Annotated in this window: 19 protein-coding genes; 7 read left to right on the plus strand and 12 right to left on the minus strand. The window is 60.9% G+C overall.

Annotation, left to right across the window (positions count from 1 at the left end):
* Positions 1 to 238: 238 nt before the first annotated feature.
* On the minus strand, positions 239 to 2,230 hold the full coding sequence (locus QMX91_RS08010; RefSeq protein ID WP_027612033.1) for a methyl-accepting chemotaxis protein: 1,992 nt from the start codon (positions 2,228 to 2,230) through the stop codon (positions 239 to 241).
* 381 nt (positions 2,231 to 2,611) lie between these two features.
* On the opposite strand from QMX91_RS08010, the gene QMX91_RS08015 reads away from it, so the two are divergent.
* On the plus strand, positions 2,612 to 3,139 hold the full coding sequence (locus QMX91_RS08015) for a hypothetical protein (protein ID WP_098963937.1): 528 nt from the start codon (positions 2,612 to 2,614) through the stop codon (positions 3,137 to 3,139).
* A 48-nt stretch (positions 3,140 to 3,187) separates the two neighbouring features.
* Here QMX91_RS08015 and QMX91_RS08020 read toward each other — a convergent pair whose 3' ends face one another.
* The 6 genes from QMX91_RS08020 to QMX91_RS08045 form a co-directional block, all read right to left on the minus strand.
* A complete protein-coding gene (locus tag QMX91_RS08020) occupies positions 3,188 to 4,111 on the minus strand; it encodes a GNAT family N-acetyltransferase (RefSeq protein ID WP_098963938.1) in 924 nt (307 codons plus the stop codon).
* Positions 4,111 to 5,400 (minus strand): phenylacetate--CoA ligase family protein, encoded by a 1,290-nt coding sequence (locus tag QMX91_RS08025; RefSeq protein ID WP_282412525.1) that lies wholly within the window; start codon positions 5,398 to 5,400, stop codon positions 4,111 to 4,113. The genes QMX91_RS08020 and QMX91_RS08025 overlap by 1 nt, the downstream gene beginning before the upstream one ends.
* 49 nt (positions 5,401 to 5,449) lie before the next feature.
* Positions 5,450 to 7,852 (minus strand): aldehyde dehydrogenase family protein, encoded by a 2,403-nt coding sequence (locus tag QMX91_RS08030; protein WP_282412526.1) that lies wholly within the window; start codon positions 7,850 to 7,852, stop codon positions 5,450 to 5,452.
* 1 nt (position 7,853) lies between these two features.
* Entirely contained in the window at positions 7,854 to 8,984 is a 1,131-nt protein-coding gene (locus tag QMX91_RS08035) for an acyl-protein synthase (protein ID WP_282412527.1), read from the minus strand.
* Positions 8,981 to 10,237, minus strand: coding sequence for an MFS transporter (locus tag QMX91_RS08040; protein ID WP_282412528.1), 1,257 nt, complete (start codon positions 10,235 to 10,237; stop codon positions 8,981 to 8,983). Before QMX91_RS08040 ends, QMX91_RS08035 begins: the two co-directional genes overlap by 4 nt.
* A 264-nt stretch (positions 10,238 to 10,501) precedes the next feature.
* Complete coding sequence (locus QMX91_RS08045) at positions 10,502 to 10,636, minus strand: hypothetical protein (protein ID WP_256214187.1); 135 nt, start codon at positions 10,634 to 10,636, stop codon at positions 10,502 to 10,504.
* A 157-nt stretch (positions 10,637 to 10,793) separates the two neighbouring features.
* Between QMX91_RS08045 and QMX91_RS08050 the strand changes: the two genes are divergently transcribed.
* Positions 10,794 to 10,982: a hypothetical protein gene (locus QMX91_RS08050; protein WP_007961862.1), complete on the plus strand. Its 189-nt coding sequence runs from the start codon at positions 10,794 to 10,796 to the stop codon at positions 10,980 to 10,982.
* 18 nt (positions 10,983 to 11,000) lie between these two features.
* Here the strand turns inward: QMX91_RS08050 and QMX91_RS08055 are convergent, their stop codons facing one another.
* On the minus strand, positions 11,001 to 11,378 hold the full coding sequence (locus QMX91_RS08055; protein ID WP_027612026.1) for a fe2+ zn2+ uptake regulation protein: 378 nt from the start codon (positions 11,376 to 11,378) through the stop codon (positions 11,001 to 11,003).
* 277 nt (positions 11,379 to 11,655) lie between these two features.
* Between QMX91_RS08055 and QMX91_RS08060 the strand changes: the two genes are divergently transcribed.
* Positions 11,656 to 14,001, plus strand: a complete 2,346-nt coding sequence (locus QMX91_RS08060; RefSeq protein WP_282412529.1) for an acylase — start codon at positions 11,656 to 11,658, stop codon at positions 13,999 to 14,001.
* Between the two features lie 88 nt (positions 14,002 to 14,089).
* Here QMX91_RS08060 and QMX91_RS08065 read toward each other — a convergent pair whose 3' ends face one another.
* On the minus strand, positions 14,090 to 15,097 hold the full coding sequence (locus tag QMX91_RS08065) for a FecR family protein (protein ID WP_134786303.1): 1,008 nt from the start codon (positions 15,095 to 15,097) through the stop codon (positions 14,090 to 14,092).
* A gap of 152 nt (positions 15,098 to 15,249) precedes the next feature.
* On the opposite strand from QMX91_RS08065, the gene QMX91_RS08070 reads away from it, so the two are divergent.
* Positions 15,250 to 15,519: a PepSY domain-containing protein gene (locus QMX91_RS08070; protein WP_007961867.1), complete on the plus strand. Its 270-nt coding sequence runs from the start codon at positions 15,250 to 15,252 to the stop codon at positions 15,517 to 15,519.
* A 54-nt stretch (positions 15,520 to 15,573) separates the two neighbouring features.
* On the opposite strand, the gene QMX91_RS08075 is transcribed toward QMX91_RS08070, so the two are convergent.
* Positions 15,574 to 20,403 (minus strand): DUF6543 domain-containing protein, encoded by a 4,830-nt coding sequence (locus QMX91_RS08075; RefSeq protein WP_282412530.1) that lies wholly within the window; start codon positions 20,401 to 20,403, stop codon positions 15,574 to 15,576.
* A gap of 230 nt (positions 20,404 to 20,633) precedes the next feature.
* Here QMX91_RS08075 and QMX91_RS08080 point away from each other — a divergent pair, with 230 nt between their 5' ends.
* Positions 20,634 to 21,674 (plus strand): Ldh family oxidoreductase, encoded by a 1,041-nt coding sequence (locus QMX91_RS08080; protein WP_282412531.1) that lies wholly within the window; start codon positions 20,634 to 20,636, stop codon positions 21,672 to 21,674.
* A gap of 142 nt (positions 21,675 to 21,816) precedes the next feature.
* Here the strand turns inward: QMX91_RS08080 and QMX91_RS08085 are convergent, their stop codons facing one another.
* Complete coding sequence (locus QMX91_RS08085; RefSeq protein WP_007961870.1) at positions 21,817 to 22,134, minus strand: DUF883 family protein; 318 nt, start codon at positions 22,132 to 22,134, stop codon at positions 21,817 to 21,819.
* 153 nt (positions 22,135 to 22,287) lie between these two features.
* Here QMX91_RS08085 and QMX91_RS08090 point away from each other — a divergent pair, with 153 nt between their 5' ends.
* Positions 22,288 to 22,542, plus strand: coding sequence for a hypothetical protein (locus QMX91_RS08090; RefSeq protein ID WP_003224595.1), 255 nt, complete (start codon positions 22,288 to 22,290; stop codon positions 22,540 to 22,542).
* Between the two features lie 7 nt (positions 22,543 to 22,549).
* On the opposite strand, the gene QMX91_RS08095 is transcribed toward QMX91_RS08090, so the two are convergent.
* Entirely contained in the window at positions 22,550 to 23,464 is a 915-nt protein-coding gene (locus tag QMX91_RS08095) for a LysR family transcriptional regulator (RefSeq protein WP_282412532.1), read from the minus strand.
* An 84-nt stretch (positions 23,465 to 23,548) separates the two neighbouring features.
* On the opposite strand from QMX91_RS08095, the gene QMX91_RS08100 reads away from it, so the two are divergent.
* Complete coding sequence (locus tag QMX91_RS08100) at positions 23,549 to 24,472, plus strand: carbon-nitrogen hydrolase family protein (RefSeq protein WP_282412533.1); 924 nt, start codon at positions 23,549 to 23,551, stop codon at positions 24,470 to 24,472.
* Positions 24,473 to 24,577 lie beyond the last annotated feature (105 nt).

Raw genomic sequence — 24,577 nt, forward strand, 5'->3', positions numbered from 1 at the left:
CAAGGCAGGCTGGCAGGATGATCATGGATCAAACCTGACAGCCTGCTGAGCGGGAGATTACAAATCCGTCAGGCGGAATGGAGATGCGCTCTGTGGCGAGGGAGCTTGCTCCCGCTCGGCTGCGTAGCAGTCGCCAATCGGTCAATTTCGGCTTCCTGTTTATTGCGCTGCCAGAGTTGGGGCCGCTTCGCGACCCAGCGGGAGCAAGCTCCCTCGCCACAATAGACTGGTAGGGTAATCACCGAACCTTGAACCGCCCCATGATCGCGCTCACCCGGTTGTTGGCTTCCAGCAACTGGCGGGTGTTGAGTTCGCTGGCCTGGCCGCTGTGCACCAGTTCTTCGACCATGTGGCGGATCTGCACCATGCTGCGGTTGATCTCTTCGGTGACCGCACTCTGCTGTTCGGCAGCGGTAGCGATCTGGGTGCTGAGGCTGTTGATGTGGCTGACCGAGCCGGCCATTTCATCCAGACCGGAGTTGACCCGCGCCGTGGCGTCGGCGGCGGACTGGCAGCTGGCCTGAGTGTTTTCCATGGCGCTGACCGACGAGCTCACGCCTTGGGTCAGGCGGGTCAACATCTCGTTGATTTCCGAGGTGCTGGCCTGGGTGCGAGCGGCGAGGGCGCGGACTTCGTCGGCGACCACGGCAAAGCCGCGACCCTGTTCACCGGCCCGGGCGGCTTCGATGGCGGCGTTGAGCGCCAGCAGGTTGGTCTGCCCGGCGATTGCGCCGATCACCCCGAGAATCTCGGTGATGCGCTGCGCGTCCTGCTGCATGCTCTCGACTTTCTGGGTGGCGCTGGCCACTTCGTCGATCAAGGCCACCACGCTGTTGGTGGCTTCACCAACCACCACCCGTGAGCGATCGGCGTTTTCGTTGGCGCGCTGGGTGAACGCAGCGGTTTCTGCGGCGTTCTGCGCGACGCTTTCGGCCGTCGAGCTCATTTCGGTGATGGCGGTAACGGTCTGATCGGTTTCCGAAGCATGGCGCAGCAGAATCTGGCTGGTGTTGGCCGACGTACGCTGCAGGTCATCGAGGCTCGAGGCCATGGCGCCGGTGGCCTGCGTCACTTCACCGATCATGTTCTGCAGGTAGGCAATGAAGGTGTTGACCGAGTGGCCGATGGCGCCCAGTTCGTCTTCGGCACGGATGGTGATGCGCCGGGTCAGGTCGGCATCGCCGCTGGACAGCAAGTCGATGTTGGCTTTCAGCGCTTTCATCCGCGACACCAGTTGGCGGATCGCATACACCTGCAACAGCACCAGCAGGATCACCAGTGGAATCTGCAGCAGGCTCAGGCTGCTGAGCACGTCGTCACGCTGGGCGGTGAGCATTTTCGTTGGCAGGGCGGTGGCCAGGAACCACGGCGTGCCTTCGATCGGGCGCATGAAGAAAGTGCTGGCTTCGCCGTTGTTGTCGAACTCGACGCGTTGCGCCTGATCGCGGTTCTGCAGGCCGGCCTTGACCTGACTGGCGAAGGTCGAACCGGCGGCCAGTTCGCTGATGTTCTTCAGCACGATCGGGCCGCTGATGCGCGAGCTGTTGCTGATGATCTTGCCGTCGGCCTCGACGATCAGCATTTCGGCGTTGAGGTCTTTTTCCTTGCGCGCCACCAGATCGTTGAAGAAGCCCAGCGTCACGTCGATGGTCGACACGCCCCACGCTGCACCGTTTTTCTGGATCGCCATGGCGCAGTTGGTGCGCGGCTCGGCACTCGCGTCATCTTTATAGGCAGCGGCCCAGGCGCACTGGCCGCGCGGGGTCTGCATGCCGCCCTTGTACCAGCTCTGGTCGTAATAGTTGGGCGCCGCGTCGCTGTTCCAGAAGGTATTCACCGCCAGTTTGCCCGAGGCGTCGCGGTGCCAGAAGGTGCTGAACTTGTTGCGCCCGGCCTCACGCTGACCCGGCAGTGGCCAGATCCCGCCACCGAAGACTTTCAGTTCGCCGTACTGATCCACCAGGCCCGGCAACACTGTGTCGATGGCCGCGCTGTCGAGCAGGGGAATGGTCTGGGTGATGCTGCGCTGTTGCGCCTGGACTTTGTTCAGTTCGCCCTGAATCTGTTCGGCGACTTCGGCAATCCGGTTGAGCACCACCTGTTCTTCGGTATGCCGCAGCTTGGGGGCAACCAATTGGCTGATACCGACCACGGTCAGCACCGACAGCAGCAGGATGAACAGAACCAGAAATAACGTGTAGCGAGCCTGAATGGTGCGGAATGCGGGCATGGATACCGGTCCTTGAGCTGCGATTCTTATTGTGGGGTCGAGGGAAAAACGGCGGGGTCACACCAGCGTATCGTCGGCGAACGGGGAAGCTTTAAGTACTTTGGTGCAAGAAAGTGTCGGGCTGACGGAAGGGGCGTGTCGACTCCGATACAAATGGATCGACCCTCTTGTCAGCCAGCGCAAAAAAAGCTTCGCGAGCAATCGTCAAACTGCCATGAAACCGCGACACCGTGAGCTTCTGGCAATTTGTATCGAGAATGTACAAAAATTGTAAGCGGCTGCACTAAAAGGGTTGGTGCCACCAGTTCGCCGGTAGATACTTCCCGGCATTCAAGTAGTCCAGCAAGGACATTTCATGGTTATTTCACAGGGAGTCTTCTCATGACGATCGGCATTGTCGGCGGCTGGGAGAGCAAGGCAGGGGTGCTGGTTCGCAATACAGGCGCGAAGAAGGAGGTCAAGCAAAGCCTCAAGGTGCAGCAGATGCTCGCCAAGGTCGGCACCAATCCTAACGCGCTGAACACAGCCGAAATGGACAAGCAGGGCCTGCGCAAGAACATCAAGGGGTTCGATCCGGCGAATGTCTCGGTCAAGCAACTGAGCAATCTGAGTGTTTTTCTGCGTGAACGCGGGCTGATTTCCGACATCACCTCCTTTACATTGCTCAATGCCGGCGACAAGTTCGACCGTTTCGGCGTGACCAAAGACCCTGATGCAAAATTCAATGCGCTGGAGTATTTCGCCACCCAGCTCGACGCCATTCAGAACAATGGCCTCAATGGCAATGCCTACGGCAAGAACCTGATCCCCGAATACAAAAAGGCGATCTACGTGCTGCAGAACCTGAAAACCTACGGTGAAGGCAACGCGGCGAAACCTGTCGATCAAGGCGTCAAGTCCAAGGCCTGAGCCGGTCACCCACGGCCCACCCATTGATTGGGTGGGCCGTTTTCGTTTTTAGTCCTGATACCTTTCGCCGGCCTGCTGCGCCTGATCCTGCAGGTGCTGCATGTGTGGACAGTGCAGACTCAGCGTGGAGGCCTGGTAGCCACGATGAAACAGGGCCAGCCAGCCGTCGCTGTGGTCATCGGGGACAATCCCGGTGAAAGCGAAACCGGCATCGGCCAGTTTGCGCAGCGCGCTGGAAAACCCTTGGGCGAGTCTGAGTCTGATCGAAATCAGCCAGTGCGCCGGCAGTTGTCCCAATTGCTCGAGCAGGTTGTCATCGAGGGCCTTGAGCAGCAGGTCGTAGCGCCCGGATACGTGATCGAAGCGGATCTTCGGGCCTTTCCATGGCACGGTATGGTCGGTGGTACCAAACACCGCCTCCAGACGCGACATCAGCTCGCGGCAATCCTGCGGCCAGGCGAGTGCCGGCAGCGGGCGCCGATGACCGTCGATGCTGCAGTGACCCACAACAATCGTCTCCCGCCCGGTTCCACCGAACGGCGAAGGCGCGTAATCGGGCAACAGACCACAGCTGTGAAACCCCAGGCCGGCGGCCATGCGCTGCGTATACGGGTGATGCGTGACCTGTTTGATCGTCACGCCTCGGCAATCCAGCGCCTGGGCATGAATCAGCAACTGCTGGCCCAACTGGGTGGCGATGTTTTGCCCGCGGGTGTCCGGGTGCACCACGGTCAGTGCCAGCTCCGCCAGTGCGGTTCGGCCAGATTGGCGAAACAACGTGGCATGCCCGCAGATATGCTCGTTTACCACCGCCACCAGCGAGTGCCAGCGACCGACACTGTGGTTCTGGCTGATCATCCAGGGCAGATACACGTGGGGTTGAGGATAATGAACACCGTAGATTTCTTCGAACAGGCGGCTGACTGCCGGCGCATCGGCGACGCGATAGCGGCGGATGGTTGTCGTGTCCATCACGCTTGCCCCTGTTGCGGATGGTCATAAACCCGTCGATCCACGACCCGCTGATGTTTGCCGGAGCGTGGATGACAGGTCAGTTCATCGTTCGCACAGGCGATCACGTTCAGCTCCAGCAATTGATCGAACTGCAGCTTCTCGATCAACGGGTATTGGTCGATCAGCGCACGGCGCAGGGTTGAGCTTGCCTGGCTGATGTCAGCCGTTCGCGTGCAGGGTACCCACTTGAGGCTCAGCAGATCCTGGCTGGCTCGCTGATCGATGAGCAGTTGCCAGTCATCGCTGGCGGCGATCTTGCGCACCAGCTCGCCGATGTCACCGGTATCCAGACTCAACACGCTCACCCGCACGCGCTGGCTGTTCATGCTGCGGCCCATCAGGGCGAACTTGCGCATCGGCGTCCCTGCCGGTTCACGCCAGCAGGCGAGGTCGCCGACCGGATAGCGGATCACCGGCATCAGGCGCCGGGTGAGATTGGTCAGAACCAGCCTGCCATTACGATTGCACTCTTCGATGACGGCACCGCTCACCTCATCGATGATCTCCAGCACGCTGTGCCGCTCCAGCATCCGGTGTTCGCCCAGGGCGCAATCGCGGGTGCTGACGCCGATCAGTCCGGCATCGACACTGGCGTAGCCGATAGAGGCAATGCGTGCGTTCGGGAACACCCGCTGGAGCGTTTGCAACTGGGCGGCGAACAGGCTTTCGCCGCCGTAGAGCAGGGTTTCGACGCCCTCCAGGATCCGTGACTGGCGCTCAAGCCAGGCGGCGAATTTGAGCATTTGCGCCGGCAGACCGGCCAGCACATTGATCCGGTACGCAACGATCGACTCGGCCAGTACGGCGCTGTCGACGGCCCCGGTGAAGGGAAATTCGCTGACGGGAGTCTGGACATGTGCCAGCGCGTCGTGAAGAAAAATGAAGCTGGCATACAGGTCGCCGACGAAGAACAGATTGGCGACCCGGTCGCCGGGGTTCAGTTGCGCCGTGAGTTGGCTGCCGAAATCGCGCACCAGGGTTTGCCATTCTGCGCGGGCAAACAGCGAGAGTTTTCCTGAGCCGGTGGTGCCCCCGGTCTTGAAGACCATCGCGTCTTCCAGCGGGCCTGACAACACTGGCCATTGGTGCGGATGCTGACTGTCACGCCAGTATTGTTCAGGGTCGATCAGGGGCAGTTCAGTCAAAGCGCTGATGGGGGCCGCGACATCTTTGAAGTGTTCGCGGCAATAGGCCGAATGTTGGCGGGTGTAACCGAGCAAATTGTTCAATTCAACGATCGTGTTCATGATTTTTTCTTGTATGAAGTGGCGATGGGCCGCGTGCAGATAGCTGCTGTCAGCGGCGCGTATCAATCAGTAGGGGAGTCTTGCCGCTGTGCCGGTTTCGGGCGAACTGCTCGACGGCACACTGCTCGACGTCCAGCGTGAGCAAACCGGTCTGCACCAGCGTGATCAGCGTCGAATAATTTTGCAGTCGGCGGTGGGCCTCGGCCGGCTCCAGAGGGCAGTGCAGGCGCATGCGTTCCAGGCCGTCAGGGCCGTGGTCGAGGACCAGTTGAAACGGCATCTGAAGGTGCTGCTCCAGGATCGCCAGCGAAATAAAATCGGTGCCGATGCGCAGCAGGTTGCCGTGGCGTTGCAGCAGTTCGAAGCGCGGCGACGTCAGACCGCAGGCACACGGGCCGGGTAACCAGCGTCCGCTGTCGCCAATGTCATAGCGCTGCACGGACTGACCCTGACGCTCGCGGGAGGTCACCAGCAGACGACCGGATTCGCCGTCACCGACCGGCACGTCATGCTCGAAATCGACAATTTCCAGGTGCTGGATGTCGCTCATCAGATGGAAAACGCCATCTGCCGTGGCCCGGCAGGCATGGCCCAGGGGGCCGGCATCAACGCTGCCGTAAATCGCCGAGCGGATCAGGCTGACGCCGCAACTTTGCAAGAGCTCGCGGGTTTGCTCACTCAGGTGTTCGCCACCGAGAAAGACCTTGGCGACGCCACCATAGCGCCGGAGTATTTGTTGTTCGTTGATAAACAACCGGTGCAGGGTGCCGGGCATGCCGATCAGCACGGTGATCCGTTGAGCCTCGATCATCTGCGCGATCTCGTGGTAATCGTCGTCCGCCGGTGCGCCCATCGGCCAGTGTCGGGCCTGCAGTTGTTCCAGCACTTTGGCAAAACTGGAAAAGCCGCCGTACAGCCCGCCGCTGAAAAACAGGTTCATGACCCTGTCCTGGGCCGGGTCCAGACCGGCCGCCAGCAAGCCATCGGCGGCCGCCTGCATCTGGCGCTGGAAGTCGTGGTAACTGAAGCCGGAAAGCACGGGTGCGCCACTGCTGCCGCCGGAGCGAAAGAACAGCTGCGCCGCTGAATCCGGCGGCTGGCGGACGAATTGTCCCTTGTCCATGATCGCCAGTCCGGTCAGTGGTGGTGGGGCAGGCAGCTGATCAAGCGTGGAGTGGCTGGTCAGCACGTTCGCCGGCAGACTGACCGACACGCGTCGACTCAGGCGCTGCAGCGCATAAACACCGTCGTGGGGTTCGCCGGCGTAGCCATCGTGAATAGTCTCGATCGGGGTAATGCGCGTCACACCGGCGGCAATCAGCGTTTGCGCCAGTTCAGCGATCTGCGCCTCGGGGCACAGCAAGGCGCAGCTCTGCAGCACGTTGCGCCAGGGCAGCAACGTGGCGCTGAGCCGCTCGCGGGGCAGGGGTTTGAGCAACAGGCTGCGAAACAGCGCAGAAGGTTCGAGCTGGCGATCATGGCTCCAGATCACCCGCCAGCCCGACGCACTCCAGACCCGGCCGGTCTGCCCGGCAAAACTCTGGGCCAGCCGGGCCATTGCCGTGCAGGTGGTGATTTGCGAAGCCTCTTCAAGCGTCGGTGCAAGGGCCGGCCATTCACCGGCACGGCGCTCGAACGCGGCGGCCAGTTGTGCCCCGATATCGTTCAGTACGCGCGCGTCGTCGCTGTCCACCAACAACCATTGCGGGCTGGAGCAGGCTTGCTGATCGAGGCGGCAGACTTCATCGACAATCGCATCGAGGACGGCGGGCGATGCGGCGTCCGGGGTCAGGTAGGCGAAGCTGATGCGGTGCCCCCAGTCGATCCAGCGACAGCCTGGCGGGATCTGCTGGCGGATGGCTTGCAGCGCGGTTTCGCCACCCCACGCCGCGACACCGTTGGCGTGCCTGCACAACTGGCCGATTTGTTCGGTGCGGGTCGGCAGCACCGCCACGTAACCATTGAGTTGTCCGCTCGGGTCGCATGCAACCAACGCCTGAAGCAGGCGCGCGGTGAAGCCAGCGTCACTGCTGCTGGGACGCAGCCAGTTGACGTTGCCGCTCAGCAGACTCTCGATCACCGCACAGAACGCCAGCAGCGGCGCGTTGGCCGGAGTGATATGCACCACCAGGCCCAGCGGACTCCAGCGCTCGAAGCGTGACTGTCGATAGTCGATACGGCGCAGCGATTCCGGGCGCAAGCCCAGTTCACGATCCAGCTTGGCTTGCAGGGCGGCAGGCTGGCAGAAATCGATCAGTGCTTCGCGCTGACCGGGAGCCAGTGGCAGTTCCGTTTTTTCTTGTTGCAGACGTTCGGCGAAGGCCTTGGCAGTGGCGAGCAGCGTGCTGGTTTGCAGTGGAAGCTGCAGCCTTCGTGGCAACTCCCGCTGAAGTTGGTGCAAGGCGCTGTCGAGGCTGCACTCGGTGTGCAACTGACCGTTGATCAGGTACATATCAGTGCCTCCCCAGCAGTTCGGACGCGGCCATGGCACAGCTCCTCGCGGCCGTGGTGCCGGCGCGGCCGTGCAACTGGAACCAGTCGCTGGCCAGACCGCAGGCACAACGGGTGCCCGGATGCAGCGTGGCCAGATCGCTCATGACCACGGCATGGGCCGGGCTTGAGGAAATGTAGGGCGAGACCAGACTCAGCAGGCCGCGCTGGCCATAGGGCAAGACCGAAAAATCCACCGGGCAGCGTACGTACACTTTCGCGTAGACCGGTACGTGAAAGTGATGGTGGGCGCATTCGACGTAAGGCACCGCGTGTTCGACGGCGCCGTAACCGTCGCGACAGTCTTGGGTCGCGATGCCCAGTTGTTGCTGGATCCGTGCATACAAGGCTTGTCTGGGGACTTCTTCGGCGGCGCGGGTTTTCCAGCCGCCGCCGAAAAATGCCAGCGATCCAGCTGGCAGTTGCAGGTCCGCCACGCCGGTGGCGCGCATGCGTTGCAGGGTTTCCCAGAGAAAGGCGGGAAAGCCGAAGATGCGCACCGGCAGACCTTCTTCGGCAAAGGCCTGCAAGGCGCTGATCACGCCGAACAGATCAAACTGGTGGCCGTCACCAGTGCGACGCAGGGCGTAAACCACCCGATGGGCGGGAGCAAAACTGCACAGGAACTGATCGGTGAAGGATGTGCCCAAGGTGTTTTTCTGCTCCGGCTCATAGCCGAGCAACAGGTAGTTGCACGGCGCATGCGGGGCAATCCAGCCATATTGGACGAAAATCCGTTCGACCATGTACTGCGCGGCGCCGAGGCTGCGCGCGTCATAGCGCATGCGGCTCTTCTGCCCGCTGGTGCCTGAAGAGGTCAGTTCCAGGGCGTCCTCGCCCGTGGGACTGAGCAGCATTTGCTGCTTGAAGAAACTGGCGAAAATCGGTGGCAATTGCGACCAGTCGTCGAGCTCGTCCAGGTCATCGACAGCGATTGCATGGGCGTTCAACCAGTGGCCATAACCGGGCGTATGGCGAGCGTGAAACCGGGTGATTTCGCTCATGGCCAGATTGAACAGCCCTTTGGGGACGGCCTCCTGGCAATAGGGCTGCGGCAATGCGCAAAGCGCATCGCTGTGGGGGAACAGAGTCATCGAATATCCTTATTGATGTGTGGTGGGCGCGGCGGGTGCCGCAGAAGGCGGTAGAGCAGGGGCAGGCACAGCAGGCCGCCGAGGCCGGCGAGCAGGGAAAAGGATTGCAGGTTCGAGCCACCGCCGATGATGGCGATGAGCGAGCCGCCGCTGCCCATCACGGCAATCGACAGCATGCCGATCATGGCCGAGACCAGCCCCTTGCCCGCATCGCTGGAGAACAGCGCGAGGCGGTACAGCGCGGCGTTGCTCATACCAAGCCCCAGTGCATACACGGCCAGTGCGCAAACGGCCAATGGCAGCGCAGCCGAACTCAGGGCAGCAGCGATCAGCCCCAGCAGTCCGAGGCAAAACGGCCACAGGGCCAGACCGATCACCTGGGCGAGCGTGTGCCCGACGAGCAATCGATCCAGTAATAAATTGCCGAGGATCACCGCCGCAAACACCGGGATCTGCCACAGGCCATATTCCAGCGCAGACAGCTCAAGGCGTTGCATGAGCAGCACCGGCGCCAATCCGATCCAGGCAATCAGCGGCAGGCTCATCAGGCCCAGTGTCAGACTGGCGCCGATGAATCGTCGGTTGCGCAGCAGCGCGAGGTAACTCAGGCCGATCTGCCTGAGCGAAAACGCCGCTGGAACCTGTCGCTGGCCGTCACGGCGCACAACGTCGATCGTTTCCGGCATCCAGGCAAACAGAGCGAGCCAGACAACCACACTCGTTGCCGCCAGCCCCAGAAACATCTGTCGCCAGCTCAGCCATTCCAGCAGCAGGCTGCCGAGTAAAGGGCCGAGCAGCGGCGACAGCAGCGCCACGTTGCCCAGTAATGCCATGAGGCGCACGGCATCGGCCTCGCAGAACACTTCCTGCAGGGTCGGGTAGCTGACGGCGACCACAAAGCCCAGGCCCATGCCCTGGATCAGGCGCAACGCATTAAAGGCTTCAATGCGCTGCGTTATGACTGCGGCGCTGCACGCCAGGCCGAACAGCGCACAACCGAGCAACAGCAAGCGACGCCGGCCGTAACGGTCGGAAAGGGGGCCGATCAGCCATTGCAGGCAAACGCCGCCAATCAGATACAGGTTGAAGGCGTTGGCTACATGCCGGGTATCGGCGTTGAACTCGCCGGTCACCGTCAACATGGCCGGCATGATCATGTCGCTGGCCATATAGGTGAGCAGTTCAAAAGCGGTAATGGCCAGGCAGAATCCGATAATCTGCACGGGCGCCATTACGATCAAGGTTCTCTGCATAAACATCCCTGTTTCAGTAAGCGAGAAAAGTTCGCAGAGACTAGAGGCAGAGTTGTCGCGGCAGCCAATGCTTTGCTGCGACATGAAATTTCAAATACTTACAGCGTATTTACTGACCCCCGAAGGCTGATCGAAAAGGCATTTGCGAGGCACAGGCGCGCCAACAAAAATGCCCGCTGGCGGGCGGGCATGGTTGGCATTGAAAAGGCTGGTGAGGTATCCCGACCGGTATTTCAGGCGCACCGGCGGGCGAACGATCCTGTTCTATCGATGGTAATAACCGGGGCCTTCCTGATAACGATGGTGGCCATCATGCCAACCGCCGTGGGGGAAAATGATGCAGCCGCTCAAGGTCAGTACGGCAAGGAGTGGAATCAGCCAGGTGATTCGACGGAACATTTCAAAGGTCCTCATGGTTACGCCGGCATGAAGCCAAAACTCTTCATCGGCTGTAACATGAGACCGCGTTCGGCCAGGCCCATCCCCGCAACACGGTATGTGCATGGCATGCAACCGGATACAAACCGGATACATTTGAAAGTTTCAGGAACCCGCAATGACCCAGAAGCAACGTTTGAAATACTCGATCCTGATCGCCCTGTCGGTGCTGGCGATCATGCTCGGCCTGTCCTGGCTGCAAAATGCCGGGATGATCAGTCAGAAGATGTTCCAGTACATCGCCATGGGTGTGGCGGTGGTCGTGGTGGTGATCAACGGGGTGATGCGCCGCAAGGTCAAGCCCTGACGGCGATCGCGGGACGCTTCAATCGTGATTGAGCACGGCAGCAGCCTGTGGATGCAGGCTGTAACTCTTGTCCGGGTTGAAGGTGACCACCCCTTCGGCGCATAAACGCTTCAACACTTCGCGCACGCTGAGAAAGGACAACGGAATATCCAGGTCCAGCAGTTGACTGTGCACGCCGCGCACGCCCAGGCGTCGATCACTTTGTGCGGCGACCAGCAGGGCGTCGATGACTTTCAGACGAATCAGACTGGTGCGCAGGCCGAAGCTTTTCAGCAACAGACGAATACGCTCATTGCCCTGACGCTCGGGGCTGGGGGCGAAGCTGCTCGCGCGGGAACTCATGGAAGCTCCTTGTGACGCCTGGCTACCATCCATTGGTAGTTGCGAGTTGTACATGGGGTTACTCCTTTTCAGAGCCCGATCAGGAAACGTTTTGACTGCTCTCAGTAAACAAGACGTTTCAGCACGACAAATCATGAAAGGAAATATGTAGAAATTTTGTCGGTTATTCGTTGTTTTCCCGTAATCAGTGAATTTCACCTTCCTCAATCGGGCTAAATTTTTTTTCTCGCATTCGTTTCCTGAACAGCCGTCTTGCGCCCAGGCGCATGAATCAATTTCAGAGTGGATCCGGCGCACGCGCCGATCCTTGTCTTGTCGTTCAGGAGCGAGTGTGATTATTTCCCGACAGTTAACCGGACTGGCCCTCGCCGGTGCGTTTCTCGGACTCAGTCTGTCCGCCCATGCGTTCAGTCCCGCTGCACAAGCCAGTGCCGATATCCGCCGCACCTCCTTTGGCGTGCCGCACATCCGCGCGGAAAATGAACGCGGACTGGGTTTCGGCATTGGTTACGCCTACGCGCAGGACAACCTGTGCCTGCTGGCCAACGAGATCGTCACGGTCAATGGCCAGCGCTCGCGTTATTTCGGGCCGGAGCAGTTCACCGTCGAACAACGCGAGAATCGCGTCAGCGACCTGTTCTTCACCTGGCTCAACACTTCCGCAGCGGTGAAAGCCTTCTGGGACGCGCAACCGGCGCAGGTGCACGATCTGGTGGAAGGTTATGCCGCGGGCTATAACCGTTATCTCGCCGAACGCCGCCAGCAGGGTCTCCCGCAACAGTGCCAGGGTGAGTGGGTGCGTGATATCAGCGCCGAAGATCTGGTCAAACTCACTCGGCGCCTGCTGGTCGAGGGCGGGGTCGGACAGTTCGCCGAAGCCCTGGCTGGCGCGACGCCGCCGCAGGCCACGGCGCAGCTCGGCAGCGATGCCCGGGCCTATCAGTTGGCGGACGCGCGCCTGCAGCGCTTCGCTCTGGATCGCGGCAGCAATGCCGTGGCGGTCGGCAGCGAACGCTCGTTCAACGGACGCGGCATGCTGCTGGCCAACCCGCATTTTCCATGGGTTGGCGGCATGCGCTTTTACCAGATGCACCTGACCATTCCGGGCAAACTCGACGTCATGGGTGCAGCCTTGCCGGGGTTGCCGATGATCAACATCGGTTTCAACCAGCATCTGGCCTGGACCCACACGGTGGATTCATCCAAACATTTCACCCTGTATCGTCTGCAACTCGACCCGAAAGACCCGACCCGCTACCTGCTCGACGGCAAGTCGCTGCCGTTGAACAAGCAGACGGTCACTGTGCAGGTCAAACAGGCGGACGGTCAGGTGGTGCCGGTCTCGCGCGATGTCTACAGCTCGCAGTTCGGCCCGATCGTGCAATGGCCGGGCAAACTCGACTGGGATCATCAGTACGCCTACAGCCTGCGCGACGCCAACCTGGACAATGATCGCGTGCTGACGCAGTGGTACGCGATGAACCAGGCGTCGAGCCTCAAGGCTCTGCAGGATTCGGTGCACAAGCTTCAGGGCATCCCCTGGGTCAACACCCTGGCCGTGGATGACAAGGGGCAGACGCTGTACATGAACCTGTCGGTGGTGCCGAACGTCAGCGCCGACAAACTGGCCAAGTGCAGCGACCCGCGCATCGGCTTGCAGATGATCGTGCTCGACGGTTCCAACAGCGCTTGCGCCTGGGATATCGATCCGCAAGCTGCGCAGAAGGGTATCTATGCCGCCAGCCAGCTGCCGCAACTGTTGCGCAAGGACTTCGTCCAGCATTCCAACGATTCCGCGTGGCTGGCGAACCCGGCACAACCGCTGACCGGGTTCTCGCCGCTGATCAGTCAGGACGGCCAGCCGCTGGGCCTGCGATCAAGATTTGCGCTGGAGCGCCTGAACACACTCGGCAAAAAAGGGCCGCTGGCGGTGAAGGATCTGCAACAGATGGTGATGGACGACAACGTCTATCTGGCGACTCAGGTGCTGCCTGATCTGCTGAAGTTCTGCGCTGCGGATCTGGGTGCGGACGCGGCCGCGTTGAAGCCGGTTTGTGCCAGTCTCAAGGGTTGGGATGGCCGGGCGAATCTGGATTCGGGCATTGGTCTGGTGCATTTCCAGAACATCATGCAGGCGCTGCAAGCGTCGCCGGATGTCTGGCGTGTGCCGTTCGATCCAAAAGACCCGCAACACACGCCACGCGGGTTGGCGATCGAGCAACCGGCCGTGAGCAAGGCACTGCGTGAAGCGCTGCTGGCGTCGGCTGCCACTGCGCAGAAAATGGGTCTCAAGCCTGAAACCCGCTGGGGCGATATTCAGGTGGCGAGCAGCGGCGCTCAACAAACCGCAATTCACGGCGGGCCGGGAACGCTGGGGATCTACAACGCGATCCAGAGCGTGCCGCGTGAAGACGGCAAACTCGAAGTGGTCAGCGGCACCAGCTACCTGCAAGTGGTGACCTTTGACGACAAAGGCCCGCACGCTCAAGGGCTGCTGGCGTTCTCGCTGTCGAGCGACCCTGAGTCGAAATATTCCCGGGATCAGACCGAGGCGTTTTCGAAAAAGCAGTGGAGCGTGTTGCCGTTCACTGAGCAGCAGATCGCTGCCGATCCGCAGTATCAGGTGCAAACGGTTCGCGAGGTGGCGGGCAAGGGCACCGAGGTGGTTGCGCAGTAAGTCAGGCTGAACGAAAAAGCCGCTGCTCCTTGACGGGAACAGCGGCTTTTTTGTGCCCTGAGTCAGCCATGGCCGACGGGAACCGCTTTCAGGTTTTTGGTGGCTGCCGCGGCATCGAGTTGATCACCGGATCACCCTCGGTATTGCGCGTAAGGTAGACCGGCAGCACCTTGGGCAGGGTGTTGACGAGGCCGCCGAGCTCTTTGATGTTGTAGACGCCGCCGACGCGGATCGCGCCGGTGTTGGCGTCGGCCAGTTTCAGCGGTTTGCTCAGGTAGCGATTGATCAGCGGCAAGGCTTCGTTCAGCGCCAGGTTGTCGAGCACCAGTTTGCCGCTGCGCCAGGCCAGGGCGTTATCGTTGGCGTAGGTCTGGCTGATCTGTGGCGTGTAGTCGCCATGCCGGTACTGCGCCTGCATGGCCGGCCCCAGGCGCAGACCGTCGCCGGGCAGGGCGGCGTTGCTGGTTACCAGAACCGAGCCTTCGATCAGGTTGACCCGCACCTGATCTTCGTAGAGCCAGACATTGAAGCGGGTGCCGGTCACGCGGATCTTGCCTTCGCCGGCCCTGACCACGAACGGGTGGGAGAGGTCATGGCTGACTTCGAAAAACGCCTCGCCTTTTTTCAGGGTGACCCGCCGTTCATCCTTGTAATTGCTGAAGGTCAACTCAGTATTGAGGTTGAGCTCGACCTGACTGCCATCCTTCAAGGTGACCTGACGGACATTGTCGGTGGCTGCGAAATGCTGATAGCTGTTGGGCAACCAGCCCAGATTCCAGCCACCGTACGCCGCCAGTGGCAAGGCCAGGGCGCAGACGCTCGCGGCAATTGCGTAGCGCCGCCAGGCGGGCACCGCAGCGGTCAGCGGCACATTGAGCGTTGGGGGTAGCGGCGGACGCGGCAGATGTTCGGCAACGTCCCAGATCTCCAGCATCGCTTCGTATTCGAATGCATGCAGCGGATGCGCATCGCGCCATTGCTCGAAAGCCAGACGCTCCTCGGCGGAGCAGTCTACGGCGTGCAGACGCATGCACCAGTGCGCGGCGGCATCGGTGATCGCATCGTATTCGGCTTCCGAGAGGGATTCTTGGGTCATTGACTCGTCCTGATTTGCTGCATTCTAACCTTGCGGGCGTTGCGCCGAGAACATCCGTCATGGCAATTGCCCATCAAAGTGGAACTTATTTTTCCGTCAGACGCCCAAAAACAGGACATCAGAGGAACATCATCCACAAATGGAGTGAAAAAATGATCAAAAAAACCTTAGCCGCTGCAATCGCCACCGCCGCTTTGTTCAGCGCCGGTGCCGCCATGGCTGATCGTCCCGGTGCGGGCTGGGTCACCATCGAAAAGGCTATCGAGATCGTGAAAACCAAGGCCGGTTACGTCGAAGTCTATGAAATCGAGGCCGACAATGACGGCTACTGGAAAGGCGAGGGCCGCAAGGCCGACGGTTCGGTGTATGAATTCCGCATCGATGGCGCCTCGGGCAATGTATTGCGTGACCAGAAAGACTGAGTTCACCCAGCGATGAACCATGCGCAGGCCAACCGCCTGCGCATTTTTTTTATCTCAGTTGAGCCCTCCGTGAGGTTGGGTTACCGGATCCAGCTGGCGGCCCATTTCGCAAATCAGAAAGGCGATCGAATCGGCATTGCGCAATATGGTGTCGATGCGTGGATGCGGGTTGGTCGGGCTGAGAAATGCCGTTCGCGCGTCCTCGAGATTCCTCGTCCCCGTGGTCTTGAGAACTTCCCTGCGCACATGTTCCATGCCCTCAAACTCGTCGATATCGAGCCACTCCTGAAGGTTGTCGCTCCAGCGCGAAAACAGCTCTTCACGGCGCGTGGACAGTGACAGTGCTTCGCGCTGAAATCGTGTCTGTACCTGTTTGCGGGCAGCTCCGTAACCGGTCACCGTAGCAATCAGATCAGCAAACGGGCGCCGCGCTTCCAGGGAGGCAATGTCGACGGTCTTGCTGAATTGATGGGAAAACTCGTGGATCAGCGTCGCTGCCCGTGCATGCCCGTCAACATTGAACGGTTCGGTCAGGCCTGTGTTGTACCAATCCAGCCCTTGATTGAAGAACTTTTCGGTGAAATGGACTTTCTTGAGTAAATCGCCACCCAGCACAAAGGCGATTACACCCGAGCTGCTGTGTCTGTTCGAGCCGACCACAAAGCGACTGGTGTTCAACAGGTCTTCTGTTGGATCGACCAAGGCATCACAGATCGGCACGATGGCCTGCTTCAGCTTGTCGAGAATGTCGGCATCAATCCGTTGCACGTCAAAAAAAGACTTGAGAAAAGTATCGAGGCGGGTGCCCGGCACATAGTTTCTCAGCTGCGCAAGATTGTGCAGGCTGTTGAACGCGTAATGCCGGGCCAGATCAATTGCCTCGATCAACATGCGGGCTTTCTCCGGATGGCGGGCGCGGATTTCTTCCATGCCTTGCGCTTCGATATTCAGCATGTACCGCGCCTGGCGATGGGTGGCGTAATGGTTGAACATCGTCGACATGGCCTTGCCGAAATGCACGGTATGACGATCCGGGTCCAGCACCAGTTGCCGGGAAGCGGTGTGTTGCAGCATCGGGCCTGGCTGCTCGGCGCCCTTGAGTTGCCAGACGGCTCCCGGCCGCTCCACGGGATAGACTTTGCCGGCGATAGGGGCGTAAGTCGCTTTGGTTGTCAGATCCTGATACGTGCCCTCGGCAGCATCGTGAGTCAGATCCTTCAGGGCGATCGTCGGAGCTTCGAATGTCTGCAGCGAGGTGCGCAGCGGATCGGTCGGCTTTGTTTCTGCAAGGACGGGGGCGCTCAGCGTGGTTGGCTGCGGTGGTTGCGGCGCTGCCACGGCTTGAGATTCCAGACGTGACTCCAGCGCCAGTCGCCCGAGACTGATCATCTGCGCTGCGCCGGCGACAAAGGTTTGCAGCGCACGTTTCCAGTGGTGATCCTGCAACGCTTCGGCCGAGTCCAGAAAATCCTGGTAGCTTTGCCAGAGAAACTGCACATAGGCGAGCTTGCCCGGCAGCAGGCCCCGGATCCGCTGGAAGCCTGAACTGAACAGGTGCTTCGCGGCGTCCCAATCCGCCTGCGCCGATGGCAGCGAATGGCTGCTCAGCAAGTGTGGCAACAAGGCCAGATTGTCGTCGAACAACTGCAGCAGCAAGTTGCCGTTGATCGGGGTGGTGGCCAGGGTCATCTCGCTCGTCTGGCCGCTGCTCGCCTTGAACAACGCGCTGAAGATCGAACGTTGACTTTCCGGCAAGCGGCGCAGCAGCAGGTCCTGCAGTGAGCCCGGCGTATTCAGCGCGGCGATCACTGCTGCCTCGTCCTCGAACTCACTGAATGCGTGCTCTCCATGGTAGGGCGCATAAAGCACCTGAGGGCCGGATTTTTCCGCAGGGCCGATCAAGTACAGCCCCAGCGCCTTGATCGCGGATGCCCCGGCGGTCTTGATCAGCGCCAACGGCCGGACAATCGCATCGGCCCCTTGCACGGTCGCACGAGCGACGGCATCGGGCATGTCGAGCACCTGTGAAATCAAGTCGAAAGCCTTCGGCGACAAGCGTTGTTGCAGTTGTAACTGATGGGCATGTTGCAGCAGTTGCCAGGGTAGTTGCTGGATGAAACGCAGCTTGCGTTGTTCGGCGTCGACGTCATTCGCGGACAACACCGAGGTGATTTTATTGGCAAATGTTGTCGCAACGTTCAAGGACAACAGCAGGCTCCTGACCGCTTGTTGGTCGAGTCCGGTCGGCAGCGCCCGGTCGGTGCTCGAGCTGAGGGAGAATGCAGTGTCCTGGGCAATATGCGCATGGTTCAAGGCGAAATCGGTCAGGCTCATTGCAGACCCGATCAGGCTCAGCGCGGGAGTGACGGTGATCTGTTCGGGGTCGAGATCCTGCCTGTGCAAGCGGGTGCTCAGCAGCGTCTTTAGGGTCTGCCGGATGTAATCACGCAAGGTTGGCAGCGCGTGGAGATAATCCTCGTCGTCGATGACGCTGTGACGCCACTGTTCCAGCAGCTCCAGATGCAACTGCTGGTCTTCAAGCCTGGCCATTCCCAGCCAGGCAGGCAGTGAATGCTGTTTAGCGAGGGCCTGCGCCAGAGCGGTGGCACGTTGCAGGTTGGTCTCAACGACTTGCTCACTCAACGTTTTGAGAATCTGGGTTTCGCGCGGCTTTGGCCATTGGCGGCCCCGTACCTGTTCACAGCGCTGGAGAAAGTGTTCGATCGCTGATTCGGTGCGATCCTGCAGGACATTGCCGCTGATCAGCTGTAACCGTCCCAGTGTGTAGTGTTGATGGAACCTCTGGTGCAGGGGTGAAAGGTTTTCCAGCAGCGCCAGGCGTTTTTGCGGATCCAGCAGCCGCTGGCTCAAAACCTGTCTGGCGTGCTCGATCGAGCGGAAGACTTCCAGGCCCAGAGCCGGTGTCCACAAGATCGCGCGTCCGGAGTGCTGCGTATCGAGGCCACCGCGTTCCGTGAGCAGGACGCAGTTGGCCAACGGCAGCACTTCGCTCTCACCGGCGACCTGTAACGTCAATGACCAGGCATCCGGCCGAATCCCGTTGAGTGCCTTGCGGCGGCTGCGATCCGGGTGATCCGGATTGAACACGGTGTCGACCAGGGTTTGCGCATGACGGCTTAGCGTTCCGTCCAGGACTCTCAACCGTGCTTCGCCATTGATGCCGACAGACAGGGCGTGCGCCAGCTTCGCTACGATACCTTGCAGGTAGGTACGCTGCAGCGCTGTGACGGTCAACGGCTGAGCGGCGAAGTCTGCGGCGATGGTTGGCATGATGCTGGCGAACTTGCGCACTTCGGCTGCGGCGGTGTCCGCCAGCACCCTTGAAGGCAATGGGTTGCCGGTGAGCATCGGCCGGGTGCTCCAGCGCCCGCGAGCATCCAGGGTGACAAGGCGCTCGTGGAGCATCGAGCGGATGTCCAGGGCCTTATCGAACAGTGCGCGGATATCCACGACGCCGTCGCTGTGCCGGTACAACTGCAAGGCATAGTCGATGTTCTGTCGTTGCTTGGTGATGATCAACTCGAGCAGGACACTGAACACGTCTCCGGCGATCGATTTGCCGGAAACCTGCGGCCGGTCGAAACCGAGGAAGCGCTGGCGCTCTTCGAGACTCAGCAGACCATAGAGTTCGTCTTCGTGCCCGGGGCTGGCGAACTTGCCGAGCAGCATGGATTTTAGATCTGCGTAGTCCTTGAGCACCTGCAAGCCGTGCGTCGGGGTATACAGGCAGCTTTCGGAATGGCCGATCATCAGCGCGCCGGCCAGCTCCACGAAGTTTGCCTGGTGCTCCCATAAACGCACGGTTTCCACGGCCGCGCGAGGCGCCAGACTTTCGCTGAAACCCAGCGACGTCAGCAGGCTGTCGAATTGGCGCTGATCGATGATGCCAGCCTCGCGTTTGAACAAAAAGTCCGCCAGCGCCTGCTGCCGAATGATCTGCGCCAATACGTCGCGCCGCGAGGCCCCGTCAGCACTGAGCCCATTCCAGTAGCGCTCCATGTGCTGGTACAGCAACACCAGCAGTTTGCCTGAAGCCGTGGTGATGGCTGTTTCCCAGTGTTGCTGATCACTGGCCTGGAAAGTCCGGTCGGGGTGCGAAAACTCATGGGTCTGGCCAACCGGCCATCCGGAGTGGCGATAGTGCAACAGCAACGCATCGCCAAGCGACAGCGCTTCAACCCCGCGCCGTGAAGCAAGGTCTGCCGATGCCGGGCCGGTTGCGGTCGTGGTCGCGTACAGGTTCACGCGCGTGTGTGTCTGGTCGACGCCGCGCATCGTCGGCGTCAGAAGTTCGTCGGTAATGGTCTGAAGCAGGCTGCCAAGTTCGGGCAGTTGCATCAATTCATCAAGCATCGCTTGCGTGTTGAGCTGCTGGCAATGCTCGATGACGGCGTGTTGATCTTCGAAGATATCGCCTTCGACAAGCTGGTAGGTCACGCTGATGCCGTGCTGTTCTGCCAGTCGCTTGCGTTGGGAAAGGGCAAGCAGGGCCAGCAGCCGATCGTCCTCACGGGCGCTGTTCAGATGCTGTTCCAGATGCGCGGTCAGGGCGGTGAGGCTGGCATGTTTTTTCAGCCCGGCGAAAGGTGTGTACAACAGGATCCCGTGATCATCCGGGGTGGCACTGAGTATGAAACTGCCGGCCAGAGGCACCGCTGGCGCACCATTGGTATTGAGCAGGATGCGCTGGGCAAGCATGGGCGGGGTCTGCTGACTGCGCAGTGCGTGGGTCGCCAGTTGCACGTGACTCAGCCATTGGAAGTCAGCAGTCGACAAGTGATGGAGATTGCCGAGTTCGCGCCACGATCCGGGGGAGTTGAGGATAGGCTGGAACAGCAGGGGAGGAATGGGAGCAGGCATCATCGGGTCTCGTTCAGGGCACCGTCCGGTGCACCGGTAAATTGAGACACGAGACTAAAGACCGGATCGATAACAGAGGTGGTACATAGTTACCGCACCAGCGGCAGCGCAATGTGCTAGCCGCGACAAGCCGGCACCACAACGGTTGACAGCACCCGTACCGGGCGTGGTTAATCGCTGGGCAAGCTGTTCGTACGCTGTTGTTCCCTCCAATAATTAGTCTGGAGCTTCAGATGTCTGCGCCACACGATTCCGTGTCTTCCCCCGTTGCGTCCACACTCTCGCTCGAAGCGCTGACGCAATTGCTTGAAAAGGTTTTCCTGCGCCACGGTACGTCGGCGTCCGTCGCCCGCACTCTGGCTGCCAACTGCGCCGGTGCCGAACGCGACGGTGCGCACAGTCATGGCGTGTTCCGTATCCCCGGATATGTTTCGACCCTCAATAGCGGTTGGGTCAATGGACAGGCTGTGCCGCAAGTCGAGGACGTAGCCTCGGGTTTCGTGCGAGTCGATGCCGGCAACGGTTTCGCCCAGCCCGCGCTGGCCGCTGCTCGTTCGTTGCTGGTGGAGAAGGCGCGCAATGCCGGGATCGCGGTGTTGGCGATTCGCAACTCGCATCACTTTGCGGCGCTGTGGCCGGACGTCGAGCCGTTTGCCGAAGAAGGGCTGGTGGCGCTCAGCGTGGTCAACAGCATGACCTGCGTGGTGCCGCATGGCGCTGATCGGCCGCTGTTCGGCACCAACCCGATTGCCTTTGCCGCGCCGCGGGCCGGTGGTGCGCCGATTGTCTTTGATCTGGCGACCAGCGCCATTGCTCACGGTGATGTGCAGATCGCGGCGCGCAAGGGCGAACGTCTGCCCGCCGGAATGGGCGTGGATGGTCTTGGGCAGGCGACGCAGGATCCGAAAGCCATTCTTGAAGGCGGCGCACTGCTGCCGTTTGGCGGGCATAAGGGGTCGGCGCTGTCGATGATGGTCGAGCTGCTGGCGGCGGCGTTGACCGGGGGCAATTTCTCCTTCGAGTTCGACTGGTCGAACCATCCCGGGGCCAAGACCCCGTGGACCGGGCAGTTGCTGATCGTCATCGACCCAAGCAAATCCGCCGGGCAAAGTTTTGCCGAGCGCAGCGAAGAACTGGTGCGGCAGATGCATGGGGTGGGATTGAAGCGCTTGCCGGGTGATCGCCGGCATTTGCAGCGCGCGCGGTCGCTGGCCGAGGGTATTGTGCTGGAGGAGCAGACGCTGGCACAGTTGCGCGAATTGGCCGGGGAATAATTGTCAGATAACCCATGTGGAGAGGGAGCTTGCTCCCGCCGGATTGCGGAGCGATCCCCTTTTATCTGCTTGAGAATAGGGGACTGCTGCGCAGTCCAGCGGGAGCAAGCTCCCTCGCCACAGGTTTTTTGTCAGACGTCGATCAACGACGACCGAGCAGCAAACCCACCACCAGACCGAAACCGGCGGAAATCGCCACGGTCTGCCATGGATGGCCGCCAATGTAGCTCTCGGTAGCCTCGACCGCCGGTTTGGTGCGCTCACGCACGCTCGATACGGAATCCAGTGCCTGTTGCAGTTTCAGGGCGATTTGTCCGCGCAGGGTCTCGGCTTCTTCGCCCACCAGTGAGGCGCTGCTCTTGAGCAGTTTGTCGGACTCTTCAATCAAAGCCTGAAGTTCGCTGAAGGCTTGATCCTTGATTTGGTCTTCGACGGCTTGCACGCGGGATTTGCGGGCCATTGGGTGACTCCTTGCAGATGGATGAACAGTGATCAATGGAGTGTGGCGCTGACTGAAAAGTTGCACTGATTTTAGGTGCGAAAGAAAAACCTGCGCGGGAGATTTCCGCTGAGCGTGTAAGATGTCGCCATTTTACGCAGCAGGTATTTCCCCATGAGTTTCAATCTGGCCGACAAATCCCTCGCCGAGCGCGCTGCGCTGGAAGACGAGAAATCCCGTCTGTTCGAACTCTGGCAGAACAATCTGGGTAAAGCCAAAGGCGAAGCCGCGCGGTTGTTCGGCGAACGCTCCAAGCGCAAGGGCAAATGGGCCGAGTGGGTGCGCGCCGAGCTGGATGGCATGTCCCCGCCGGAATTCGCCAACATGGTGCGCAGTGAGGTCAATCGACTGATGGCAGCCAACAAGTAACAGCGCCTCAGTCGATGTTGAAACACTCGACAATCGCCTCACGGACCTTGATCACCACCGGGTCGATCTGCGTGCTGGTGCGCCAGCCCAGTTCGATCGGGTAGCGCGGCAGCGCCAGCGGGCAGGGCAGCAGTATCAGTCCGCTGAGCTCGGCAATGGCCTGAGCGGCATGGCGGGGGATGGTTGCCACCGCGCCGCTGCCCTTGAGCAGATGCGGCAGCGCGGCAAAGTGCGTGGTCGAGGCGCAGACCCGCCGGCTCAGGCCCAGCGCCGCGAGGCCTTCATCGGTGATGCCGATAAAGCCGCCCGAGGACACCAGAATGTGCTCGCGGGCGACGAACTCCGGCAAATCGATGTTCTGTTGGCCGGGCGCCAGACTGCCCGGATCGACCAGACACGCATAATCCCCTTCACCCAGCACTTGACGACTGAGCAGACGCTCGGCGAACCCACCGGCGGTGATCGCCAGGTCGATGCTGCGCTCCATCAGGGCGCGGGCGACGATCTGGCTGTGGGTCTGGCGGAAGATCAGGCGTAATTTCGGCGCACGGCGGGCAATATCTTCGATCAGGCGCCGGCCAAAAGCGATTTCGAAATCATCTGACAGGCCCACGGTGACTGATCGGCCGTCATAGTGGTGGGCCGCCGGATCGACCATCGCCAGGCTCTGCCGACATTTGTTCAGCGCTTCACTGACCACCGGTTTCAGTTGATTGGCCTTGAGCGTCGGCGCCAACCCGCGACCAGTGCGCACGAACAATTGATCGCCATACACCTCGCGTAACCGGCGCAACGCCGCGCTGACCGCCGATTGCGTCACGCCCAGACGCAGCGCCGCACGGCTGGCGCTGGACTCCTCATGCAGGGCTTCGAAGACTTTCAGCAGGTTGAGGTCGACGGTTGCGATATTCATTTGGCTCATATCATTCAGCAGTGAATCGGTGTTTATTCATGATCCCGCGCCGCCGCAGAATCGGCAACACTTGAACCCGATGGAGTGACCGCAATGCCCAAATCAATCGTCGCCGCCCTGCAGATCGGCGCCTTGCCCGGTGGCAAGGGTGAAACCCTGGAACAGATCCTGAGCTGGGAAGACGCGATCAGCGAGTCCGGCGCGGCACTGGTGGTGATGCCTGAAGCGTTGCTCGGGGGCTATCCGAAAGGTGAGGGCTTCGGCACGCAGTTGGGCTATCGCTTGCCCGAGGGGCGTGAGGCCTACGCCCGCTACTTCGCCAACGCCATTGACGTGCCAGGGGCAGAAACCGAGGCGCTGGCCGGTTTGGCGGCGCGCACCGGGGCCAATCTGGTGATCGGCGTGATCGAGCGTGCCGGCAGCACGTTGTATTGCACGGCGCTGTATTTCGATCCGCAGGCAGGGCTGGTGGCCAAGCATCGCAAACTGATGCCGACCGGCACCGAACGGCTGATCTGGGGCAAGGGCGACGGCTCGACGCTGCCGGTGCTCGACACCCAGGTCGGTAAACTCGGCGCGGTGGTGTGCTGGGAAAACATGATGCCGCTGCTGCGCACGGCGATGTACGCCAAGGGCATTGAAGTCTGGTGCGCGCCGACCGTGGACGAGCGCGAGATGTGGCAGGTCAGCATGCGCCACATCGCCCATGAGGGCCGCTGCTTTGTGGTCAGCGCCTGTCAGGTGCAGGCTTCGCCGAACGAGCTGGGCGTGGAGATTGCCAACTGGCCGGCGGATCGGCCGCTGATTGCCGGCGGCAGTGTGATTGTCGGGCCGATGGGCGATGTGCTGGCCGGGCCGCTACGTGGCGAGGCCGGGTTGCTGACGGCTGAGATCGATACTGATGAGCTGGTGCGGGCGCGGTACGACTATGACGTGGTCGGCCACTATGCGCGGCCGGATGTGTTTGAGCTGAGTGTCGATGAGCGGGCCAAACCCGGCGTACGCTTCACCGCGTAACTTCCGCGCCGACACAAAACCTGTAGGAGTGAGCCTGCTCGCGATGGCGTCAGATCAGCCAACACCGATATTGACGCGCATTCACCGTTCGCGCGCAGGCTCACG

This window comes from Pseudomonas sp. PS01299 (assembly GCF_029960145.1).
GTDB classification, from domain to species: domain Bacteria; phylum Pseudomonadota; class Gammaproteobacteria; order Pseudomonadales; family Pseudomonadaceae; genus Aquipseudomonas; species Aquipseudomonas putida_A.